Annotated in this window: 13 protein-coding genes; 11 read left to right on the forward strand and 2 right to left on the reverse strand. The window is 60.0% G+C overall.

The window, feature by feature from the left end; genetic code table 11:
• The first annotated feature begins 11 nt into the window (after window positions 1–11).
• Together IFU29_RS01155 and IFU29_RS01160 are read left to right on the forward strand one after the other, a co-directional pair.
• Window positions 12–1,436 (forward strand): M20 family metallopeptidase, encoded by a 1,425-nt coding sequence (locus IFU29_RS01155; RefSeq protein WP_191932290.1) that lies wholly within the window; start codon window positions 12–14, stop codon window positions 1,434–1,436.
• Window positions 1,433–2,704: an MFS transporter gene (locus IFU29_RS01160; RefSeq protein WP_191932291.1), complete on the forward strand. Its 1,272-nt coding sequence runs from the start codon at window positions 1,433–1,435 to the stop codon at window positions 2,702–2,704. The genes IFU29_RS01155 and IFU29_RS01160 overlap by 4 nt, the downstream gene beginning before the upstream one ends.
• Before the next feature lie 43 nt (window positions 2,705–2,747).
• On the opposite strand, the gene IFU29_RS01165 is transcribed toward IFU29_RS01160, so the two are convergent.
• Both IFU29_RS01165 and IFU29_RS01170 read right to left on the reverse strand, forming a co-directional pair.
• Window positions 2,748–3,788 (reverse strand): acyltransferase family protein, encoded by a 1,041-nt coding sequence (locus IFU29_RS01165; RefSeq protein ID WP_191932292.1) that lies wholly within the window; start codon window positions 3,786–3,788, stop codon window positions 2,748–2,750.
• Between the two features lie 457 nt (window positions 3,789–4,245).
• Window positions 4,246–6,147, reverse strand: coding sequence for an aliphatic sulfonate ABC transporter substrate-binding protein (locus tag IFU29_RS01170; RefSeq protein ID WP_191932293.1), 1,902 nt, complete (start codon window positions 6,145–6,147; stop codon window positions 4,246–4,248).
• A gap of 278 nt (window positions 6,148–6,425) precedes the next feature.
• On the opposite strand from IFU29_RS01170, the gene ssuD reads away from it, so the two are divergent.
• From ssuD to IFU29_RS01215, 9 genes are all read left to right on the forward strand, one after another.
• A complete protein-coding gene (ssuD, locus tag IFU29_RS01175) occupies window positions 6,426–7,598 on the forward strand; it encodes an FMNH2-dependent alkanesulfonate monooxygenase (protein WP_191932294.1) in 1,173 nt (390 codons plus the stop codon).
• 10 nt (window positions 7,599–7,608) lie between these two features.
• Window positions 7,609–8,700 (forward strand): dimethylsulfone monooxygenase SfnG, encoded by a 1,092-nt coding sequence (sfnG, locus tag IFU29_RS01180; RefSeq protein WP_191932295.1) that lies wholly within the window; start codon window positions 7,609–7,611, stop codon window positions 8,698–8,700.
• Window positions 8,693–10,084: an FAD/NAD(P)-binding protein gene (locus IFU29_RS01185; protein WP_191932296.1), complete on the forward strand. Its 1,392-nt coding sequence runs from the start codon at window positions 8,693–8,695 to the stop codon at window positions 10,082–10,084. The genes sfnG and IFU29_RS01185 overlap by 8 nt, the downstream gene beginning before the upstream one ends.
• A gap of 85 nt (window positions 10,085–10,169) precedes the next feature.
• A complete protein-coding gene (locus IFU29_RS01190) occupies window positions 10,170–11,576 on the forward strand; it encodes an LLM class flavin-dependent oxidoreductase (RefSeq protein WP_191932297.1) in 1,407 nt (468 codons plus the stop codon).
• The gene (locus tag IFU29_RS01195; RefSeq protein ID WP_191932298.1) at window positions 11,573–12,586 is read left to right on the forward strand and encodes a methionine ABC transporter ATP-binding protein; all 1,014 of its coding nucleotides are present in this window, start codon (window positions 11,573–11,575) and stop codon (window positions 12,584–12,586) included. Before IFU29_RS01190 ends, IFU29_RS01195 begins: the two co-directional genes overlap by 4 nt.
• Window positions 12,583–13,287 (forward strand): methionine ABC transporter permease, encoded by a 705-nt coding sequence (locus IFU29_RS01200; protein WP_191932299.1) that lies wholly within the window; start codon window positions 12,583–12,585, stop codon window positions 13,285–13,287. The genes IFU29_RS01195 and IFU29_RS01200 overlap by 4 nt, the downstream gene beginning before the upstream one ends.
• On the forward strand, window positions 13,284–14,159 hold the full coding sequence (locus IFU29_RS01205; protein ID WP_191932300.1) for a MetQ/NlpA family ABC transporter substrate-binding protein: 876 nt from the start codon (window positions 13,284–13,286) through the stop codon (window positions 14,157–14,159). Before IFU29_RS01200 ends, IFU29_RS01205 begins: the two co-directional genes overlap by 4 nt.
• A 288-nt stretch (window positions 14,160–14,447) precedes the next feature.
• Window positions 14,448–15,911: an MFS transporter gene (locus IFU29_RS01210; protein ID WP_191932301.1), complete on the forward strand. Its 1,464-nt coding sequence runs from the start codon at window positions 14,448–14,450 to the stop codon at window positions 15,909–15,911.
• Window positions 15,904–17,109, forward strand: a complete 1,206-nt coding sequence (locus IFU29_RS01215; RefSeq protein ID WP_191932302.1) for an acyl-CoA dehydrogenase family protein — start codon at window positions 15,904–15,906, stop codon at window positions 17,107–17,109. The genes IFU29_RS01210 and IFU29_RS01215 overlap by 8 nt, the downstream gene beginning before the upstream one ends.
• Window position 17,110: the final 1 nt, after the last annotated feature.

Below are 17,110 nucleotides of genomic sequence, written 5' to 3' on the forward strand. Positions count from 1 at the left end.
GGACAGACACAATGACAGGTGAACAGGCGGTAGCGCAGGCCACGGCGTACTTTGACAGTGGCGAATTCAAACGGGTGCTGGCACGCCGGGTGGCGATACGCAGTGAGAGCCAGCGGGAAGATCGTGACGAGGTGATCCAGGCCTACCTGGAGGAGGAGATGGTACCGGCGATGCAGGCGCTGGGGTTTACCACCGAACAGATTGAGAATGTCCAGGCCCCGCGCCGTCCGTTTCTGCTGGCCACCCGTATTGAAGACCCCGCGCTGCCGACGGTGCTGTGTTACGGCCACGGCGACGTGGTGTTTGGCGACGATGAAAACTGGCGCAGCGGTCTGACCCCGTGGGCACTGGTGGAGGAGGGCGACCGCTGGTACGCCCGGGGCAGCGCGGACAACAAAGGCCAGCATTCGGTCAATATCGCTGCGCTGGAGCAGGTGGTGGCCGCACGCGGCGGACGTCTGGGCTTTAACTGCAAGTTCCTGTTTGAAATGGGCGAAGAGATCAGCTCGCCCGGCCTGGCGGAACTGTGTAAGCACCACGGCGAGCGGTTAAAGGCCGATATCTTTATTGCCTCTGACGGCCCCCGCCTCAACGCGGTGCGCCCGACGCTGTTCCTCGGCTCACGCGGGGCGGTCAACTTCCGCCTCAGCATCCACGCCCGCGACCGGGATTATCACTCCGGCAACTGGGGGGGACTGCTGACCAACCCCGGTACTCAGCTGGCGAATGCGCTGGCCTGCCTGGTCAGCCAGCAGGGGCAGTTGCAGGTGGACGCGCTGAAGCCGCCTGCCATCAGTGCGGCAGTGAAATCCATCCTGAGCGATATCGAAGTGGGTGATGAAAATGGCCCGCAGATTGATCCTGACTGGGGCGAAGCAGGGCTGACGCCGACCGAGCGCCTTTACGGCTGGAACACGCTGGAGGTGCTCTCCATGCTGACCGGCAATCCAGCCCGACCGATGAACGCCATTCCCGGCAGTGCCACGGCGGTATGCCAGCTGCGGTTTGTGGTGGGGACCGACTGGGAAAATATTGCCACGCACCTGCGTGAACACCTCGATGCTCACGGTTTCCCGCAGGTATCCGTTGAGGTGCTGCGCGGCTCACCGGCCACGCGGCTGGACCCGCGCGATCCGCTGGTTGACTGGGCGCTGGCGGTCATCGCCAAAACCAGCGGGAAAAAACCGGCGCTGCTGCCTAACCTGGGTGGCTCGCTGCCGAATGATGTTTTTGCCCACACCCTGGGCCTGCCAACGCTGTGGATCCCGCACTCCTATCCGGCCTGCGGGCAGCACGCGGTTGACGAACATATGCTCAAGTCCATCGCCCGGGAAGGATTACAGATCATGACCCGCCTGTTCTGGGATTTAGGCGAGCAGGGCACTGCGCTGCTGGCCCGTCATCGTGCGCACCGCGCACAGGGGGAAGGCCAGTGAGCCCGATCGTACAGTCCCCGCAGGCGGTGACCCCGAACCTGTATAAAACGCTGTTTGCCACCTGCATCGGTAACGCGCTGGAGTGGTTTGATATTGCCGTGTACGGCTTCTTCGCCAGCTATATCGCCCATGCGTTTTTCCCAACGCAGGACCCGTCGGTGTCGCTGCTGCTGACCTTCGGCAGTTTTGGTGTCTCCTTCCTGATCCGTCCGCTGGGTGCCGTGGTGCTCGGAGCCTATGCGGACCGGGTGGGGCGCAAAAAAGCGCTGCTGATGTCGATCACCCTGATGATGCTGGGTGGACTGATGATTACCGTGATGCCGTCCTACGCCAGCATCGGCCTGCTGGCACCGGTATTAATCCTGCTGGCACGCCTGATCCAGGGGTTCTCAGCCGGGGGAGAGTTCGGCAGCTCGACGGCCTTCCTGGTGGAACATTTTCCGCAGCGCCGGGCATTTATCGCCAGCTGGCAGTTTGCTACCCAGGGGGCCAGCACGCTGATGGCCTCGGCGTTTGGCCTCGGCCTGACCGCGTGGCTGACGGAAGCGCAGATCCAGGACTGGGGATGGCGCATTCCCTTTGCCTTTGGCCTGCTGATTGGCCCGGTTGGCTTATATATTCGCCGCCATGTCCATGAGCCTGCCAGCTTCGTCGCCCAGCCGAAATCCCACGCGCCGCTGAAGGATTTGATGGGTCGGCAGAAAACGCTGCTGCTGCTGGCGATGGGGTTGATGGTGATCTCGACGGGCGTGAACTACATGCTGAACTATGTGCCCACCTATGCGACGAAAACCCTGCATCTCCCGGGTTCAGCCGCCTTTACCGCGACGCTGGTGGCCGGGATCATTTTGACGGTGGTCACGCCGCTGATGGGGCTGTGGGCGGAAAAAGTGGGGCGTGTGCCGCTGATGTGGGGATCGCTGATCCTGCTGGCGCTGACCATCTATCCGGCCTTCAGAATGGTGGTCAATAACACCACGCCGACCACGCTAATCCTGCTGGTGGGCTGGATGGCACTGTTGAAGTCGGTGTATTTTTCCACCGTGCCATCGATGATGGCCGATCTGTTCCCGATGAGCACGCGGGCCAGTGGCATGGCGATCAGCTATAACGTGGCGGTGACGATTTTTGGCGGTTTCGCTCCGCTGATCTGTACGCTGCTGATCAGCATGACCGGTTCCAGCCTGGCCCCCAGCTACTATCTGATGCTGCTGGCGGTGTTCAGTGCGGTGGCGTTGTTTAACAGTCAGCGACGGGTAGGGCGATAAGCAACCCCTGTGGCCGGATTATCCGGCCACAGGGGTTTCCGTGCTAGCTGGCCTTAAAGCGCAAGGCCAGGGTGGCGCGTTTTTCAATCAGCCAGTAAATCAGATAGCCGACCACCGCCGACGCTGCCGTTAACACCAGCATCGCCAGATACTGCGTGGCGGTACTGGCCGAAGGCAGCAGGACGTGCAACACTTTCTCCAGCGCCCCCATAAACAGGCGGTGGCAGAGATAGATGGAATACGATGCCAGGCCAATGCCGGTCATCAGCCGCGTCAGGCTTGTCTGTCGCTGTGAGGCAAACTCCAGGCCGGTCAGCATAAAGAAAGCGAGCGTCAGAACCAGTAACTGCAGGAAGCCCTGTAACCACAGCGTGGAAACCGCCAGCAGCGCGACAATCAGCGTCAGCGACAGGGCGCTGTGGGCATAGCGCTGACGCAGACGTTTTTGCAGCATAAAGCAGACAATGCCGCTGAGGAAGTAGAGCATGATATTGTCGGTATAAAACTGGAAATAAGGCTGTTGCGAATGACCGGATGCGCCCAGCGCTATTAAGACGAAAATAGTGAGGAAAATAAAGGTCATCCCACTGCGGCGGCGGAACATCATGCCAATAGCAAAGATCAGGTAGAACAGCATTTCATAACACAATGTCCAGCCTACGGATAATACCGGGGTCAGCGTGCCCAGCTCCTTTATATATACTGACGGTATAAATAACAGCGACAGAATATCATCCAGCGGGGTTAATACCGTTGCCGGAAACCAACCCGGATTAACGACCCAGGCCATAATAGTGGCCAGCGTAAATAAGTAATACATCGGTAAGATCCGTACCAGCCGTTTTTTGACAAACAGCCCCATCTTACCCTGGCCGAAGTCCTCCCAGTGTACGCAGGCCATCAGGTAGCCACTGATCATAAAGAACAGATAGACGCCCAGTTTTCCAATAGCCCCCCCATAGCCAAATAAGCCGGAAAAAAAGCCCGGACTTAATTTTCCTGCAAAACTTTCCGCATGACAGACGACAACCAGCATACAGGCAACTGCCCGCAGATAGGTAATCGACAGGATAGAGTTTTTCACCGCCAACCTCCGTGGATTTTTATGTGTCCAGGAATCAATTAATAGCAAGGATGTAAAATTAAAATAGCCAGAATAAAATAAAAGCAAAGAGAGGCCGTTCACAGCCAATTTATAAGTCTGCTATAGGGAAAGATCCCATGGTGTTTTAATGCGCGAACATATCACGGTGCAAGACTGCCCGGGATGTAACGACGAATAAACTTTACTCCAGCGTAAAGGTAATTCCAAATGTAAACAGAGGCGCGACAGTTATTTAGGAATTAACCGCTGTGTTATGGATAATCGTGTTCTCTTCCTGCTGCGGATTCATCAGTTTATTTGATGTTAAGAGTGATCCCGCCTTTACGTTATCTTTCTGATTTTTAACAACTCGCTGCGGTTGGATGGCCCTGTTCCCGCCAGGCACACGCAGAAGTGGTCATTTTGTCTCAGCAGATCAGCCTAAAATGCTCCCCGGTTATGTCACGCCGGGTTCATGCCAGACGGCCTCCCTGACGTTGATGGCTCTGGGCAGCAAGCCCAGCGCGAAGAAACGGTCAGCAATGGTCTGCTGGGCGCGGATCACGGTCAGATCCATGCGCCGGGTCTGATGACTGCGGCGGAGAAGCGCATGTGAGAGCGCCTGCGGCGACAGCCCCAGTTCGGCAGCCAGCAGCGCGGCGGCTTCCGCGCGGTTTGCATCAATATAATTTCCGGTATCGGCCAGTGCGGCCAGTAGGGGATGCAGCAGATCGGCAGAGTTAGCGGCAAAGTCGCGGTGCGCGAGATAAAACTGATTGTTACTGACCCGTCCCCGGCCGTCAGCAATGACCCGCAGCTGACCATCCTGCTCGGCATCGCTGAGCAGCGGATCCCACATCATCCAGGCATCGACCGCATGGTAATCGCTGGGCGTCAGGGGATATTTGGGCGGAGCATACAGCACACGCACGTCATTCAGCGTCATCCCGGCCTCGTCCAGCATCTGCACCAGCAGATAGTGGACGTTTGATCCTTTGTTTACAGCGATACGCTTTCCGCGTAAGTCAGCCAGCGTCTGTACCGGGCTGTCCTGCGCCACCAGCAGGGCTACGCTCTGCGGGGCAGCAGGCTCCCAGGCCACATACCGCAGCGCACTGTTGCCCGCCTGGGCGAATACCGGCGGCACTTCGCCGGTCGTACCGAAGTCGATTTCACCATTATCCAGCGCATGGAGCAGCTGCGGCCCGGCCGGAAACTCACTCCACAGTACGCTGACGCCGCGATGGGCGAAGAGGGTTTCAAGGCTCTGCCGCGCTTTCAGAACGCCCAGGTTGCCAAACTTCTGGTAGCCGATGCGCAGTTCACGATCCTGCACGGCATCGCGGGTGGGTTCGCGCCGCCCCGGTGTGGCCAGGCTGCGCCGGGCTTTGATCAGCCCCAGATGGCCAAGATGCGTGCGCAGTGTGTTCCTGCTGATCCCCAGCAGGGCCGCCGTCTGCAGCTGATTATCACCGCACAGCGCGAAGGCGTTACGCACCAGCGCGTCGACCATCCGTTGATACAACGGCCCCTCGTCGCTCTGCAACTGCTGCAGGATAAACGTATCCAGCGCCCGCTCTCCCGCAGGCTGCCGTTCAGCAATAGCGGGGTTGAGCCTGAGCTGATGCGGCGAGATCAGCGACTCCCTGCTCAGCAGGACGGCATTATGCAGCGTGTTTTCCAGCTCGCGGATGTTGCCCGGCCAGGCATACTCCATCAGCGTGGCAAGGCTTTCTTCACTGAGCCGCAGCTGCGGCCGGCCCAGGCGGCGGGCATAGAGCGTCAGGAAGTGGTCAGCCAGCACGGGAATGTCTTCACGCCGCTGGCGCAGCGGCGGCAGGGTGACGGCGGCCACGTTAAGGCGGTAGAAGAGATCTTCGCGAAAGCGCCGTTCATGGATCGCATGGGCCAGGTCAACGTGCGTGGCGGCAATGACCCGTACATTGACCTTCACCGGGCGGCGGGAACCCACGCGGGTGACTTCACGTTCCTGTAAGACGCGCAGCAGCTTTACCTGTAACGGCAGACTGAGCTCGCCGATCTCATCAAGCAGCAGGGTGCCGCCTTCTGCGGCCTCAAACCAGCCCTGATGGCGCTCGGCCGCGCCGGTAAATGCCCCTTTTTCATGTCCGAACAGTTCCGACTCCGCCAGGCTTTCGGTCAGCGCGCCGCAGTTGACGGCAACGAACGGCTGCCCGCGACGCAGGCTGTGGTGATGCAGATAACGGGCGACAACTTCCTTACCCGTGCCGGTTTCACCGACGATCAGCACGGTGGCATCGGTCGGTGCCAGCCGATCCAGTACGCTCTGAAAAGCCAGAGAAGCCGGGTCAATCAGTAACGGGCCGGGATGCGCCATGATGTCCTTCCTGCACGGAGTATAAGGGACGAAAAGCGTATCCTGGCAACGCACCCGTGGCGAGGGGGTGAACGCCCTGTTTGCTGCAAATCCAACAGTATCCGATCAGTACCTGCTGCTTATGCAACAGCGACGGTCGGCGGGGAGTAAATGCAACTTATTGATTTGTAGTGATTTTAATCAGAAAAATGGTTGGCACGCTTCCTGCTAATGTCTTTATAACCAAAGCGAAATTTTCTAACGACTAAATTCAGATATAGTTATATAGGAAGCGGATAATGAGCGAGTCAGCACAGGACAATATCAACGTATTCTGGTTTCTTCCGACCCACGGGGACGGACGCTATCTCGGCACCACTGAAGGCGGTCGCCCGGTCGATCTGCCCTATCTGCAGCAGGTGGCGCTGGCCGCCGACAACCTCGGCTATTACGGCGTGCTGATCCCCACCGGTAAAAGCTGTGAAGATGCCTGGCTGGTCGCCGCCGCGCTGGCACCGATCACCAAACGGCTGCGCTATCTGGTTGCCGTTCGTCCTGGCCTGCAGCCGCCCAGCCTGGCCGCCCGCATGGCTGCCACTCTCGATCGCCTTTCCGAAGGGCGGCTGCTGATCAACGTGGTGACAGGGGGGGACCCGGTGGAAAATAAAGGGGATGGCATTTTCCTCAGTCATGCCGATCGCTATCAGGTAACCCGGGAGTTTCTGGAGGTCTATACCCGGCTGCTGAAAGGGGAAAAAGTCGACTTCCACGGTGAGTATATCCGCGTCGAGGGGGCCGAGATCCTCTTCCCTCCGGTGCAGCCAGACGGGCCGCCGCTCTATTTTGGCGGTTCATCCGATGAGGCCATCGATGTGGCAGCAGATCAGATTGATACCTACCTCACCTGGGGGGAGCCGGTGGAACAGGTAGCGGAAAAACTGGCGGTGGTGCGCCAGCGTGCCGAACAACGCGGCCGTCAGCTCAGTTACGGCATCCGGCTGCATGTGATCGTGCGCGAAACAGAAGAGGAGGCGTGGGCGGCGGCCGACCGTCTGATTGCCCACCTCGATGAGGAGACGATTGCGGCGGCACAGACCATTTTTGCCCGTATGGACTCAACCGGGCAGGCGCGAATGAGCGCGCTGCACAGCGGTTCCCGCGACAGTCTGCGCATTGGGCCCAACCTGTGGGCCGGGGTAGGCCTGGTGCGTGGCGGAGCCGGTACGGCGCTGGTGGGCAGCCCGCAGCAGGTCGCGGACCGCATCCGTGAATACCAGGCGCTGGGGATTGATAACTTTATTTTGTCGGGTTATCCGCATCTGGAAGAGGCCCACCGCTTTGCCGAGCTGGTGATGCCGCTGCTGCCGCTGGCGTCGAACCGCGACCCACGTCAGCGCACGATCAATACCGGGCCGTTTGGTGAAACCATCGGCGGCGATCGCCGTCCGGTTAACCCTGCAAGTAGCCGCTGAGGAAGAGACGATGAGCCAACAACCGATACAATTTGCCTACTGGGTGCCGAACGTTTCTGGCGGCCTGGTGATCAGCCATATCCCTCAGCGCACCAGCTGGGACGTTGAATACAATCGTAAGCTGGCGCAGATAGCTGAAAAAGCCGGGTTCGACTATGCCCTGACGCAGATCCGCTTTACCGCAGGCTACGGGGCGGATAACCAGCATGAGTCGGTCAGTTTTTCACAGGCGCTGCTGGGGGCAACGGAAAAACTGAAGGTGATTGCGGCGCTGCTGCCGGGGCCGTGGAATCCGACGCTGGCCGCCAAACAGATTGCCACCATCAGCCACCTGTCCGGGGCGCGCATCGCCGTCAATATTGTCAGCGGCTGGTTTCGCGGCGAGTTCACAGCGATTGGCGAACCGTGGCTGGATCATGATGAGCGCTACCGGCGCTCAGAAGAGTTTATCCGCTGCCTGCGCGGCATCTGGCAGGAGGACGTGTTTAACTTCGCCGGGGATTTCTATCGCTACCGCGACTATTCCCTGAAACCCAAGCCGCTGGAACCACAGCCCGAAATCTTCCAGGGCGGCAGCTCCCGCGCGGCGCGGGATATGGCGGCGCGCGTGTCCGACTGGTACTTCACCAACGGCAATACGCCGGAGGGCATTCGCCTGCAGGTGGAAGACATCCGGCAGAAAGCGGCAGAGAACCGGCATCAGGTGAAAGTGGGCGTTAACGGCTTTGTGATTGCCCGCGACAGCGAGCAGGAAGCGCAGCAAGTACTGCAACAGATCCTCGACCAGGCCAACCCGGATGCGGTAAAAGGGTTCCGGGACGAAGTCAAAAATGCTGGCAGTGCCTCGCCGGAAGGGGAAGGTAACTGGGCGAAATCGACGCTGGAGGATCTGGTGCAGTATAACGACGGGTTTAAAACCAATCTTATCGGTACGCCGTTACAGATTGCCCGGCGCATTGTCGCGCTGAAAGCGTCTGGCGTCAGCCTGATGCTGCTGGGCTTTCTGCATTTTCAGGAAGAGGTTGAATTCTTTGGCCGCGAGGTGATCCCCCTGGTGCGCGAGCTGGAGCAGCAGCAGCAGCGGGAGCAGCGTCATGGCTGAACGTCATATCGTTATCGTCGGCGGCGGCTTTACCGGCACCGCAGTGGCCATCCATCTGGCCAGGCTCGGTCACGCCGGGCTGACGGTGACGGTGATAGAACCGCGTTCTCAGCTGGCGCGCGGCGTGGCTTACGGTACCCGGGACCCGTCGCACCGCATCAACGTGCCTGCTGACCGTATGCAGCTGTCGGCGGCAGAAAAGGGTGATTTTGACCGCTGGTTCCGTGCTTCTCCGGCCTGTCAGTCTGACCCGGAAGCGCGCTGGCACGATGGCAGCGTCTATCCCCAGCGCGGGCAGTTCGGTGCGTATGTCGCAGAACGCTTCGCCCGTGAGCAGCTGCACTCGCCGGTGCGGCTGCACCATCTCTGCGACCGTGCCGTGGCACTGGAGCACGGGGTGGTGCACACGGCCCTGGGGAAACGACTGCATGCGGACGCGGTGGTACTGGCGATCAGTCATCCGCCCCCGGCCGTGCCACGGGCAGTGGCCCTGGCGCTGGAAGGCCATGCGGGCCTGATTGCTGACCCGTGGCGGCAGGATGCCCTTGCCGGGATCGACCCCGGGGAACGGGTGGCGATCATGGGCAGCGGGCTGAGTATGTCAGACGTGGTGGCAACGTTACACCGTCACGGGCACCGGGGGCCGGTGGTGGCGTTCTCCCGCCGTGGTCTGCTGCCACGCCCCAATCTTAGTGGCCCCTTTGACCCCGTGCCGCTGGAATATACTCACAGCGACCCGGTCACTGTGCTGGCGTGGCTGCGCCGCATTCGCCGCGAGGTCGCGGATGCCGCAGGCCAGGGCCTGCCGTGGCAGCTGGTGCTGGATGATATCCGTCTGAACGGTCAGCGCATCTGGCAGTCACTGCCGCTGCAGGAACAGCAGCGCTTTCTGCGCCACCTGCGTCCGTGGTGGGACGTCCATCGTTACCGCATCGCGCCGCAGGTCAGCGCCGTGCTGGCCCAGCAGCAGCAGTGCGGTCAGTTGCGCGTACTGGCCGCACGCCTGACGTCCGTCGCGGCCGCCGGGGACGAAATCGAACTGCACCTGCAGCCGCGCGCGGGGGAGGTACAACGCCTGACGGTTGACCGCCTGATCATCACCACCGGCCCGGCACACGGCGGGCTGCTGCACAGCGATGCGCTGCTGCACCAGCTGGCCTCCGCAGGCGTGGTGCGGGCCGATCCGCTGGGGCTGGGCATTCAGGTCAATGCCCGGTCGCAAACGCTGCGGGCCGATGGCCGGGTCAATCCTCATCTCTATGTCGCCGGCCCTGCCGCCCGTGCTTATTTTGGTGAGCTGATGGGACTGCCGCAGGTGGCCGAGCATGCCGAAAGCGTCGCCCGGCAGCTGCTGGGGTCAGAGGCGGAGCGATGTCCCGCCTGATGCCATAACGCCACGTTAATCCCCTGATAAAACATTTCCTGCAGCGGACGGGCTGGATCCGGCCGTGTAAAATTCGGAGCGTACTATGTCTTCACAACGTGAAATTCGCCTCAATGCTTTTGATATGAACTGCGTCGGCCACCAGTCGCCGGGCCTGTGGGCGCATCCGCGCGATCGCTCCTGGGAGTACAAAGACCTCAGCTACTGGACCGATCTGGCCCGGCTGCTGGAGCGAGGCAGGTTCGACGGCCTGTTTATTGCCGATGTGCTGGGCGTCTATGACGTGCTGAATGGCGATAACGCCGCCGCGATCCGCAATGCGACCCAGGTCCCGGTCAATGATCCCCTGGCGTTGATCACGCCGATGGCGATGGTCACCGAACACCTCGGATTCGGTCTGACCGCCTCACTGTCGTTTGAGCACCCCTATCCCTTTGCCCGCCGGCTGTCGACGCTCGATCACCTCACCCGCGGGCGCATTGGCTGGAATATTGTCACTTCCTATCTGGAGAGCGGCGCACGCAATATCGGCCATCAGTCGCAGACCGATCACGACGCCCGCTACGACTACGCGGACGAATACCTGCAGGTGGTGTACAAACTGCTGGAGGGCAGCTGGGAGGACGGGGCGATCCTGCGCGACCGCGAGCGTCGCATCTTCAGCGACCCGACGAAGATCCACCCGGTGAACCATCAGGGCACGTTTTTCCAGGTGCCGGGCATTCACCTGTGCGAACCCTCGCCGCAGCGCACGCCGGTGCTGTATCAGGCCGGGGCCTCCAGCCGGGGTAAACAGTTTGCCGCCGGACACGCCGAATGTGTATTTGTCGCCGCGCCGTCAAAGGTTCTGCTGAAAAAAACCGTGGCAGATATTCGTCAGCGTGCCGCAGCGGCCGGGCGTGACCCGCGCAGCATCCTGATCTTTAACCTGCAGACGGTGATTGTCGATGAGACGGATAAAGCGGCGCAGGCCAAATGGCAGGAGTACAAAAGCTACGTCAGCTATGAGGGGGCGCTGGCGCTGATCTCCGGCTGGACCGGCATTGACTTCGGCCAGTACCAGCCCGATCAGGTTCTGAAGCATCTGCATACCAATGCCATTCAGTCGGCGGTTGAGACCTTCTCTACGGCCGATCCCGACCGCCAGTGGACGGTGCAGGCGCTGGCTGACTGGGTGGGGATCGGTGGGTTTGGTCCGCTGCTGGTGGGCAGCGCGCAGACCGTGGCCGATGAGCTGCAAAGCTGGGTTGATGAGACCGACGTTGACGGTTTTAACCTGGCCTACGCGGTGACGCATGAAACCTTCAGCGACGTGGTGACGCATCTGATCCCCGAGCTGCAAAAGCGCGGCGTGTACAAAAAAGAGTACCAGCCGGGAACCCTGCGCGAAAAGCTGTTCGGCCGTGGCCCGCGGCTGGAAGTGCCGCACCCCGGAGCGACTTATCGTCGTACCGAATCACTCACGACCGCGAAAGACGGGGTGACGCCATGATAGAGATTGACGGGCTGCATAAACACTATCAGGGATCCGACGGCCGCAGAACGGAGGTGCTGAAGGGGATTTCGCTGACGGTGCCCGCCGCATCCATCACGGCGGTGGTGGGGCCGAGCGGTGCCGGGAAGTCGACGCTGGCCAGATGTATCAGCCTGCTGGAGCGACCGGATGCCGGCAGCATCCGCGTCAACGGTGAGGATCTGTCGCGCCTCTCTGGTGCTGCACTGCGGCGGGAAAGGCGCGCTATCGGCACGGTATTTCAGTCATCGGCGCTGCTGCAGCGCAAAACGGCCTGGCAGAATGTGGCCCTGCCGCTGGCGTGGCTGGGCGTGGTGCCGGGGCAGATCCAGCGGCATGTTGGTGAGCTGCTGGACAGTGTCGGGCTGTCGGATAAAGCACATCATTATCCGGCACAACTTTCGGGCGGCCAGCGTCAGCGCGTTGGCATTGCGCGCGCCCTGGCGCTGAAGCCCGCCGTGCTGCTGGCCGATGAAGCGACGTCAGGTCTGGATCCTGAGGCAACCGGGGCGATCCTGCAGCTGCTGAAACAGTTACGTCAGCAGTTTGGCCTGGCGATTGTGTTAATCACCCATGAAATGGATGTGGTGCGCAGCGCCGCCGATGCCGTGGCGGAAATCCGCGACGGCCGGCTGGTGCAGCACGGGGCGCTGCACCAGTTGCTCAGTACCCCAGACTCTTCGCTTTCTGCCCAGCTGTTCCCACTGCGCCCGCTTCAGGGGCGCGGCGACCTGCTGCTGGGTCTGACCTGTGCGCCCCCGCTGGCCACCGACTGGATCAGCCAACTGAGCGTTCACTATGACGTGCAGGTGGATCTGCTGGCGGCACACCTGGAAGAGGTGTCAGGGCAGCTGGCGGGACGGATGCAGATCGCGGTGCGCTTTAACCAGCGCCCGCTGAACCCGCAGGTGCTGATCGACGCGCTGGCCGTCATGGGCATCCGGGCACAGATCATTGCGGAGCGTCCCCGCTTACAGGAGGCCGGATGAAAGCCGTTGATGTCATCAGCCAGGACACTCCCTGGAACGAGATCCATCTGCTGATGCTGCCTGCCTACGGCGAAACCTGGCTGATGGTCGGCATCGTGATGCTGTTTGTCATCAGCCTGGGCGGAACGCTGGGCGTGGTGTTGTTCAATACCTCTCGTGGCGGGCTGTTCCCGCAGCCGGGGCTGAACCGCAGCCTGAGCTGGCTGGTGAATATCGGCCGTTCTCTGCCATTCCTGGTACTGATGGCCGCGATCATTCCGTTCACCTTCTGGCTAACCGGTACCACTATCGGTATTCCGGCGGCCGTGATCCCGATGATTGTTGCCGGTACGCCCTTCTTTGCCCGGCTGGTGGAAAATGCGCTGCGCGAGCTGCCCGCTGACGTCACAGCGGTCGGACTGGTTTCCGGCGGCTCACGCTGGCAGGTGATCGCGGGCGCGCAGCTGAGTGAAGCGCTGCCCGCGATTGTCGCCGCCATTACCCTCAATGTGATCTCGATGATCGAATATTCCGCGATTGCCGGCACGATTGGCGCGGGTGGTATCGGCTATCTGGCGGTGGTCTATGGCTACCAGCGTTTCGACAACCACATCATGATCGCCACCATCCTGGTGCTGATCGGCACTATTCAGCTCATTCAGTTTACTGGCGACCGCGTGGTTGCCGCACTTCAACACGGGCAGGGGAAAGACGCATCATGACGCAGCCGAATTTTGAACTGAAAAAGAAGAAAGCCTGGCGCTGGCCGGCAGGGATACTGGCTATGGTGCTGATTGGCGCGGGAGTCGGGTATTTCACCTTCCAGCAGCGACACAGCGTAACTTTTGGCACCACGCTAAAAGTTCACTATGAACCGGCGATGGCGGGAGAACAGCGCCTGATTGACTATGTGGGCCAGCATATCGCCCCGGATTATGGCATCAGGCTGGAAGCGGTCGGACTACAGGATCCGGTGCAGGCCGACCGGGCAGTGGCTGAAGGCCAGTACGCCGCCACGGTTTATCAGCATCAGTGGTGGCTGAAGCAGGTGGTGGAGGCCAATAAATTCGCTCTGACCCCAACCCTGCCGCTGTTCCAGTGGGCATTTGGCATTTACTCGGATCGCTACGCGTCAGTTGCCGATTTACCCGACGGGGCGGTCATTGTCGTGCCGAACGACGGCGCTAACCAGGCCCAGGCGCTGTGGCTGTTGCAGCGCATCGGACTGATTGGTCTTAATCCGGCGGTCGAGCCGCGAACGGCAAAACTGAAAGATATAAAAGAGAATCCGCATCACTTCACTTTTAAAGAACTCGATCTGTTAACTATGCCGCGCACCTTAAATTCGGTGGATGCCGCTATTGGTTATGTGGCTCAGTTTGATGCCGGGAAAGTTTCCCGCAGTAAAGGCATATTATTCCCGCCGGCGCCGCAGACGTTTGCCTCACAGTTGGTGATTGGTACGCCTTATTTAAATGATGAAAATATTATCAAATTAAAAAAAGCGTTTGCCGACCCACGTGTTCAGCAGTGGTTGAAAGAAACCCGCGATCCGCTAGTACAGGGGGTGTTGGTTCCTGTATCATTAAAATGACAATGCTGTAAGTTATTTTAATTCAACCCGTTGTGTTCGCGCAGGTGATGCGGGCTTTTCAGGTTTTATCCGGATTATTTATTTCAGTGTCGAGCTGTTCATATTCTCCCCCTCTGTCGGTGGCAGGGGGTATTTGCGTTATTTTATTATGAGGGTGGTTATATTCATCGCTAAAGGCTTATGACGTTATTGCACAATCAAATCATTTTTCCTTGTTTGTTATGATACACCATTCTCTTTATAACCGTTGTGTTGTCAGTCATTAAAATAATATGAGATGGGGATAATATGAGTACATTAAATATTGACGATGGCATGGCATTACCGCCATCCGATTCAACACCGGTTCGATCCGTTAGTGATGTCGCCAGGTTGATTAATTCCAGCACGCGTAAAAACAGTTATGCGCGTTGGATTGTTTTTCTGGCGCTGGGCGGCGTATTTCTCGACGCCTACGATCTGACCACGCTGTCATACGGTATTGACGATGTGGTGAAAGAGTTCGGTCTGACGCCAGCCATTACCGGGCTGGTCACTTCATCGATCATGATCGGCACTATCGCCGGCAACCTGCTGGGCGGCTGGCTGACCGATAAATACGGTCGCTACTCGGTATTTATGGCCGATATGCTGTTCTTCGTGGTCTCCGCTATCGCCGCCGGGCTGGCACCCAATGTCTGGGTATTGATCGGGGCACGGTTTCTGATGGGGATTGGCGTCGGCATCGATCTGCCGGTCGCTATGGCCTACCTGGCTGAATTCTCAAAATTCAGCGGGAAGGGCAACAAAGCCGCGCGACTGGCGGCCTGGTGTCCGATGTGGTACGCCGCGTCATCCGCCTGTTTCTTTATTATTTTTGCGCTCTATTTTCTGCTGCCTGCAGAACACGCTGACTGGCTGTGGCGCGCCTCGCTGCTGTTTGGCGCGGTCCCTGCACTGCTGATCATTGCGGTACGCAGCAAATTTATGAATGAATCCCCGCTGTGGGCCGCAAATCAGGGAGACCTGAAGGGGGCCGCCCGCATTCTGCGCGACGCCTACGGCATCACCGCCCACGCTGCAGAACCGGACGCGCAGGCACCGGTAAAACCTGCGGCCCCCAAAGTCAGTTTTCGCGTGCTGTTCCAGAAACCGTACCGCGAACGCACCCTGGTCACTGCCGTAATGAATATCTGTATCTCGTTTGAATACACCGCGATTGCGTTTTTCCTGCCATCGATCCTCGCCCGGTTCCTTGGTGCGGGCGTATTTGAAACCCTGTCGGCGTCGCTGGGGCTGAATGCGCTGTTTGCCTTTACCGGCGGCCTGCTGGGGATGCGGCTGGCGTGGAAGTATCCGTCGCGTCACGTGGCCATTGCCGGTTTTGGCCTGCAGTTTATTGCCCTGATTTCGCTGGCGCTGGTGGGGCACCCGACGGCCGCCGCCGGGGTGGTGTTCGCCATCCTGATGCTCGGCCTGTGGCTGTTTGCCGAGGGCTTTGGCCCGGGGGCACAGATGATGATCTATCCGGCTCTCTCTTACCCGACCCATATTCGTGCTACCGGCGTCGGCTTTGGCCGCTCGCTGTCCGGCGTTGGCAGTGCGCTGGCTTTGTTTATTCTGCCGATTTTGCAGGCCGCCTTTGGTACCAATATGTTCTGGATTGTCTCGCTGGCCGCGATTATTCCGATTATTTTCCTGCTGGCGGTCCGCTTCGAGCCGACCCGGCAGGACATCGATGACCCCGCTGAAAATGGAGATGCCCATGTCTGAACTGCCCCCTGATTACCCAATCCTTGCTGCCCGTTTCCGCCCGGTATTTGACCGCATTGCCGCCGGGGCGGTGGCGCGTGAAGTGAACCGTACTCTGCCGCTGGAGCCTGTCCGCTGGCTGAAGGAGGCCGGGTTTGGCACGCTGCGCATCCCCCAGTCGCAGGGGGGCTTTGGCGTCACGCTGCCGCAGCTTTTCCAGCTGCTGACGGAACTGGCCGAAGCCGATTCTAATCTGCCGCAGGCGCTGCGGGCCCATTTCGCCTTTGTCGAAGACCGGCTGAATCAGCCGGACAGCGAAGGGCGGCAACGCTGGTTTCGCCGCTTTGCCGACGGAGAGCTGGTGGGCAGTGGCTGGACGGAGATCGGCAACCTCAGGCTGGGCGAGGTGGTGACGCGCGTCTCACCGACGGACAGCGGCTGGCAACTGTCCGGTGAGAAGTTTTACAGCACCGGCACCCTGTATGCGGACTGGATCGACGTTTACGCGCAGCGGGAAGACAATGGCCGTGACGTGATCGCGCTGGTCAGCACCCATCAGCAGGAAGTGGAACGAGAGGATGACTGGGACGGCTTCGGCCAGCGGCTGACCGGCAGCGGAACAACCCGTTTCCGCCAGGCGCAGGTGGAGCAGGCCCACGTGTATGACTTCAGCGAACGTTTTCGTTATCAGACTGCGTTTTATCAGCATGTTTTACTGGCCACCCTGGCCGGGATTGGCCGGGCGGTGAAGCGTGATGCGGCCGCAGGCGTCGCCAGCCGCAGGCGGATCTACAGCCACGGCAATGCCACCCAGGTGAAAAACGACGTACAGGTCTTGCAGGTGGTCGGGCAGATCTCCAGCTGGGCGTATGCGGTGGAAGCCAGCGTACAGCAGGCCACCCACGCGCTGCAGTATGCTTACGAGGTGCATGACAGTGCTGATGAGGCGCTGATCCGCCAGGCCAACGTGCGGGCTGAACTGGCGTCAGCGCAGGCGCAGGTGATCGCCAGCGAGCTGATCCCACGGGCGGCCAGTGAACTGTTTAACGCACTGGGCGCGTCGGACACCCGTACCAGTAAGGCGCTGGATCGGCACTGGCGCAACGCGCGTACCGTGGCATCCCATAACCCGGTGATTTATAAAACGCGTAATGTCGGAGACTGGGAGGTTAACGGCACGGATCCGACGTTTATCTGGCAGATTGGCAACGGGGAGTAAG

Source organism: Erwinia persicina, from assembly GCF_014838825.1.
Classification (GTDB): Bacteria; Pseudomonadota; Gammaproteobacteria; order Enterobacterales; family Enterobacteriaceae; genus Erwinia; species Erwinia persicina_A.

Bases quoted from the DNA above. Each gene is read 5' to 3' on its own strand.
- IFU29_RS01170 (WP_191932293.1), bottom strand. From the start codon at position 6,147: ATGGCGCATCCCGGCCCGTTACTGATTGACCCGGCTTCTCTGGCTTTT.
- IFU29_RS01185 (WP_191932296.1), top strand. From the start codon at position 8,693: ATGGCTGAACGTCATATCGTTATCGTCGGCGGCGGCTTTACCGGCACC.
- IFU29_RS01190 (WP_191932297.1), top strand. From the start codon at position 10,170: ATGTCTTCACAACGTGAAATTCGCCTCAATGCTTTTGATATGAACTGC.
- IFU29_RS01205 (WP_191932300.1), top strand. From the start codon at position 13,284: ATGACGCAGCCGAATTTTGAACTGAAAAAGAAGAAAGCCTGGCGCTGG.
- sfnG (WP_191932295.1), top strand. From the start codon at position 7,609: ATGAGCCAACAACCGATACAATTTGCCTACTGGGTGCCGAACGTTTCT.
- IFU29_RS01155 (WP_191932290.1), top strand. From the start codon at position 12: ATGACAGGTGAACAGGCGGTAGCGCAGGCCACGGCGTACTTTGACAGT.
- IFU29_RS01195 (WP_191932298.1), top strand. From the start codon at position 11,573: ATGATAGAGATTGACGGGCTGCATAAACACTATCAGGGATCCGACGGC.
- IFU29_RS01210 (WP_191932301.1), top strand. From the start codon at position 14,448: ATGAGTACATTAAATATTGACGATGGCATGGCATTACCGCCATCCGAT.
- IFU29_RS01200 (WP_191932299.1), top strand. From the start codon at position 12,583: ATGAAAGCCGTTGATGTCATCAGCCAGGACACTCCCTGGAACGAGATC.
- ssuD (WP_191932294.1), top strand. From the start codon at position 6,426: ATGAGCGAGTCAGCACAGGACAATATCAACGTATTCTGGTTTCTTCCG.
- IFU29_RS01215 (WP_191932302.1), top strand. From the start codon at position 15,904: ATGTCTGAACTGCCCCCTGATTACCCAATCCTTGCTGCCCGTTTCCGC.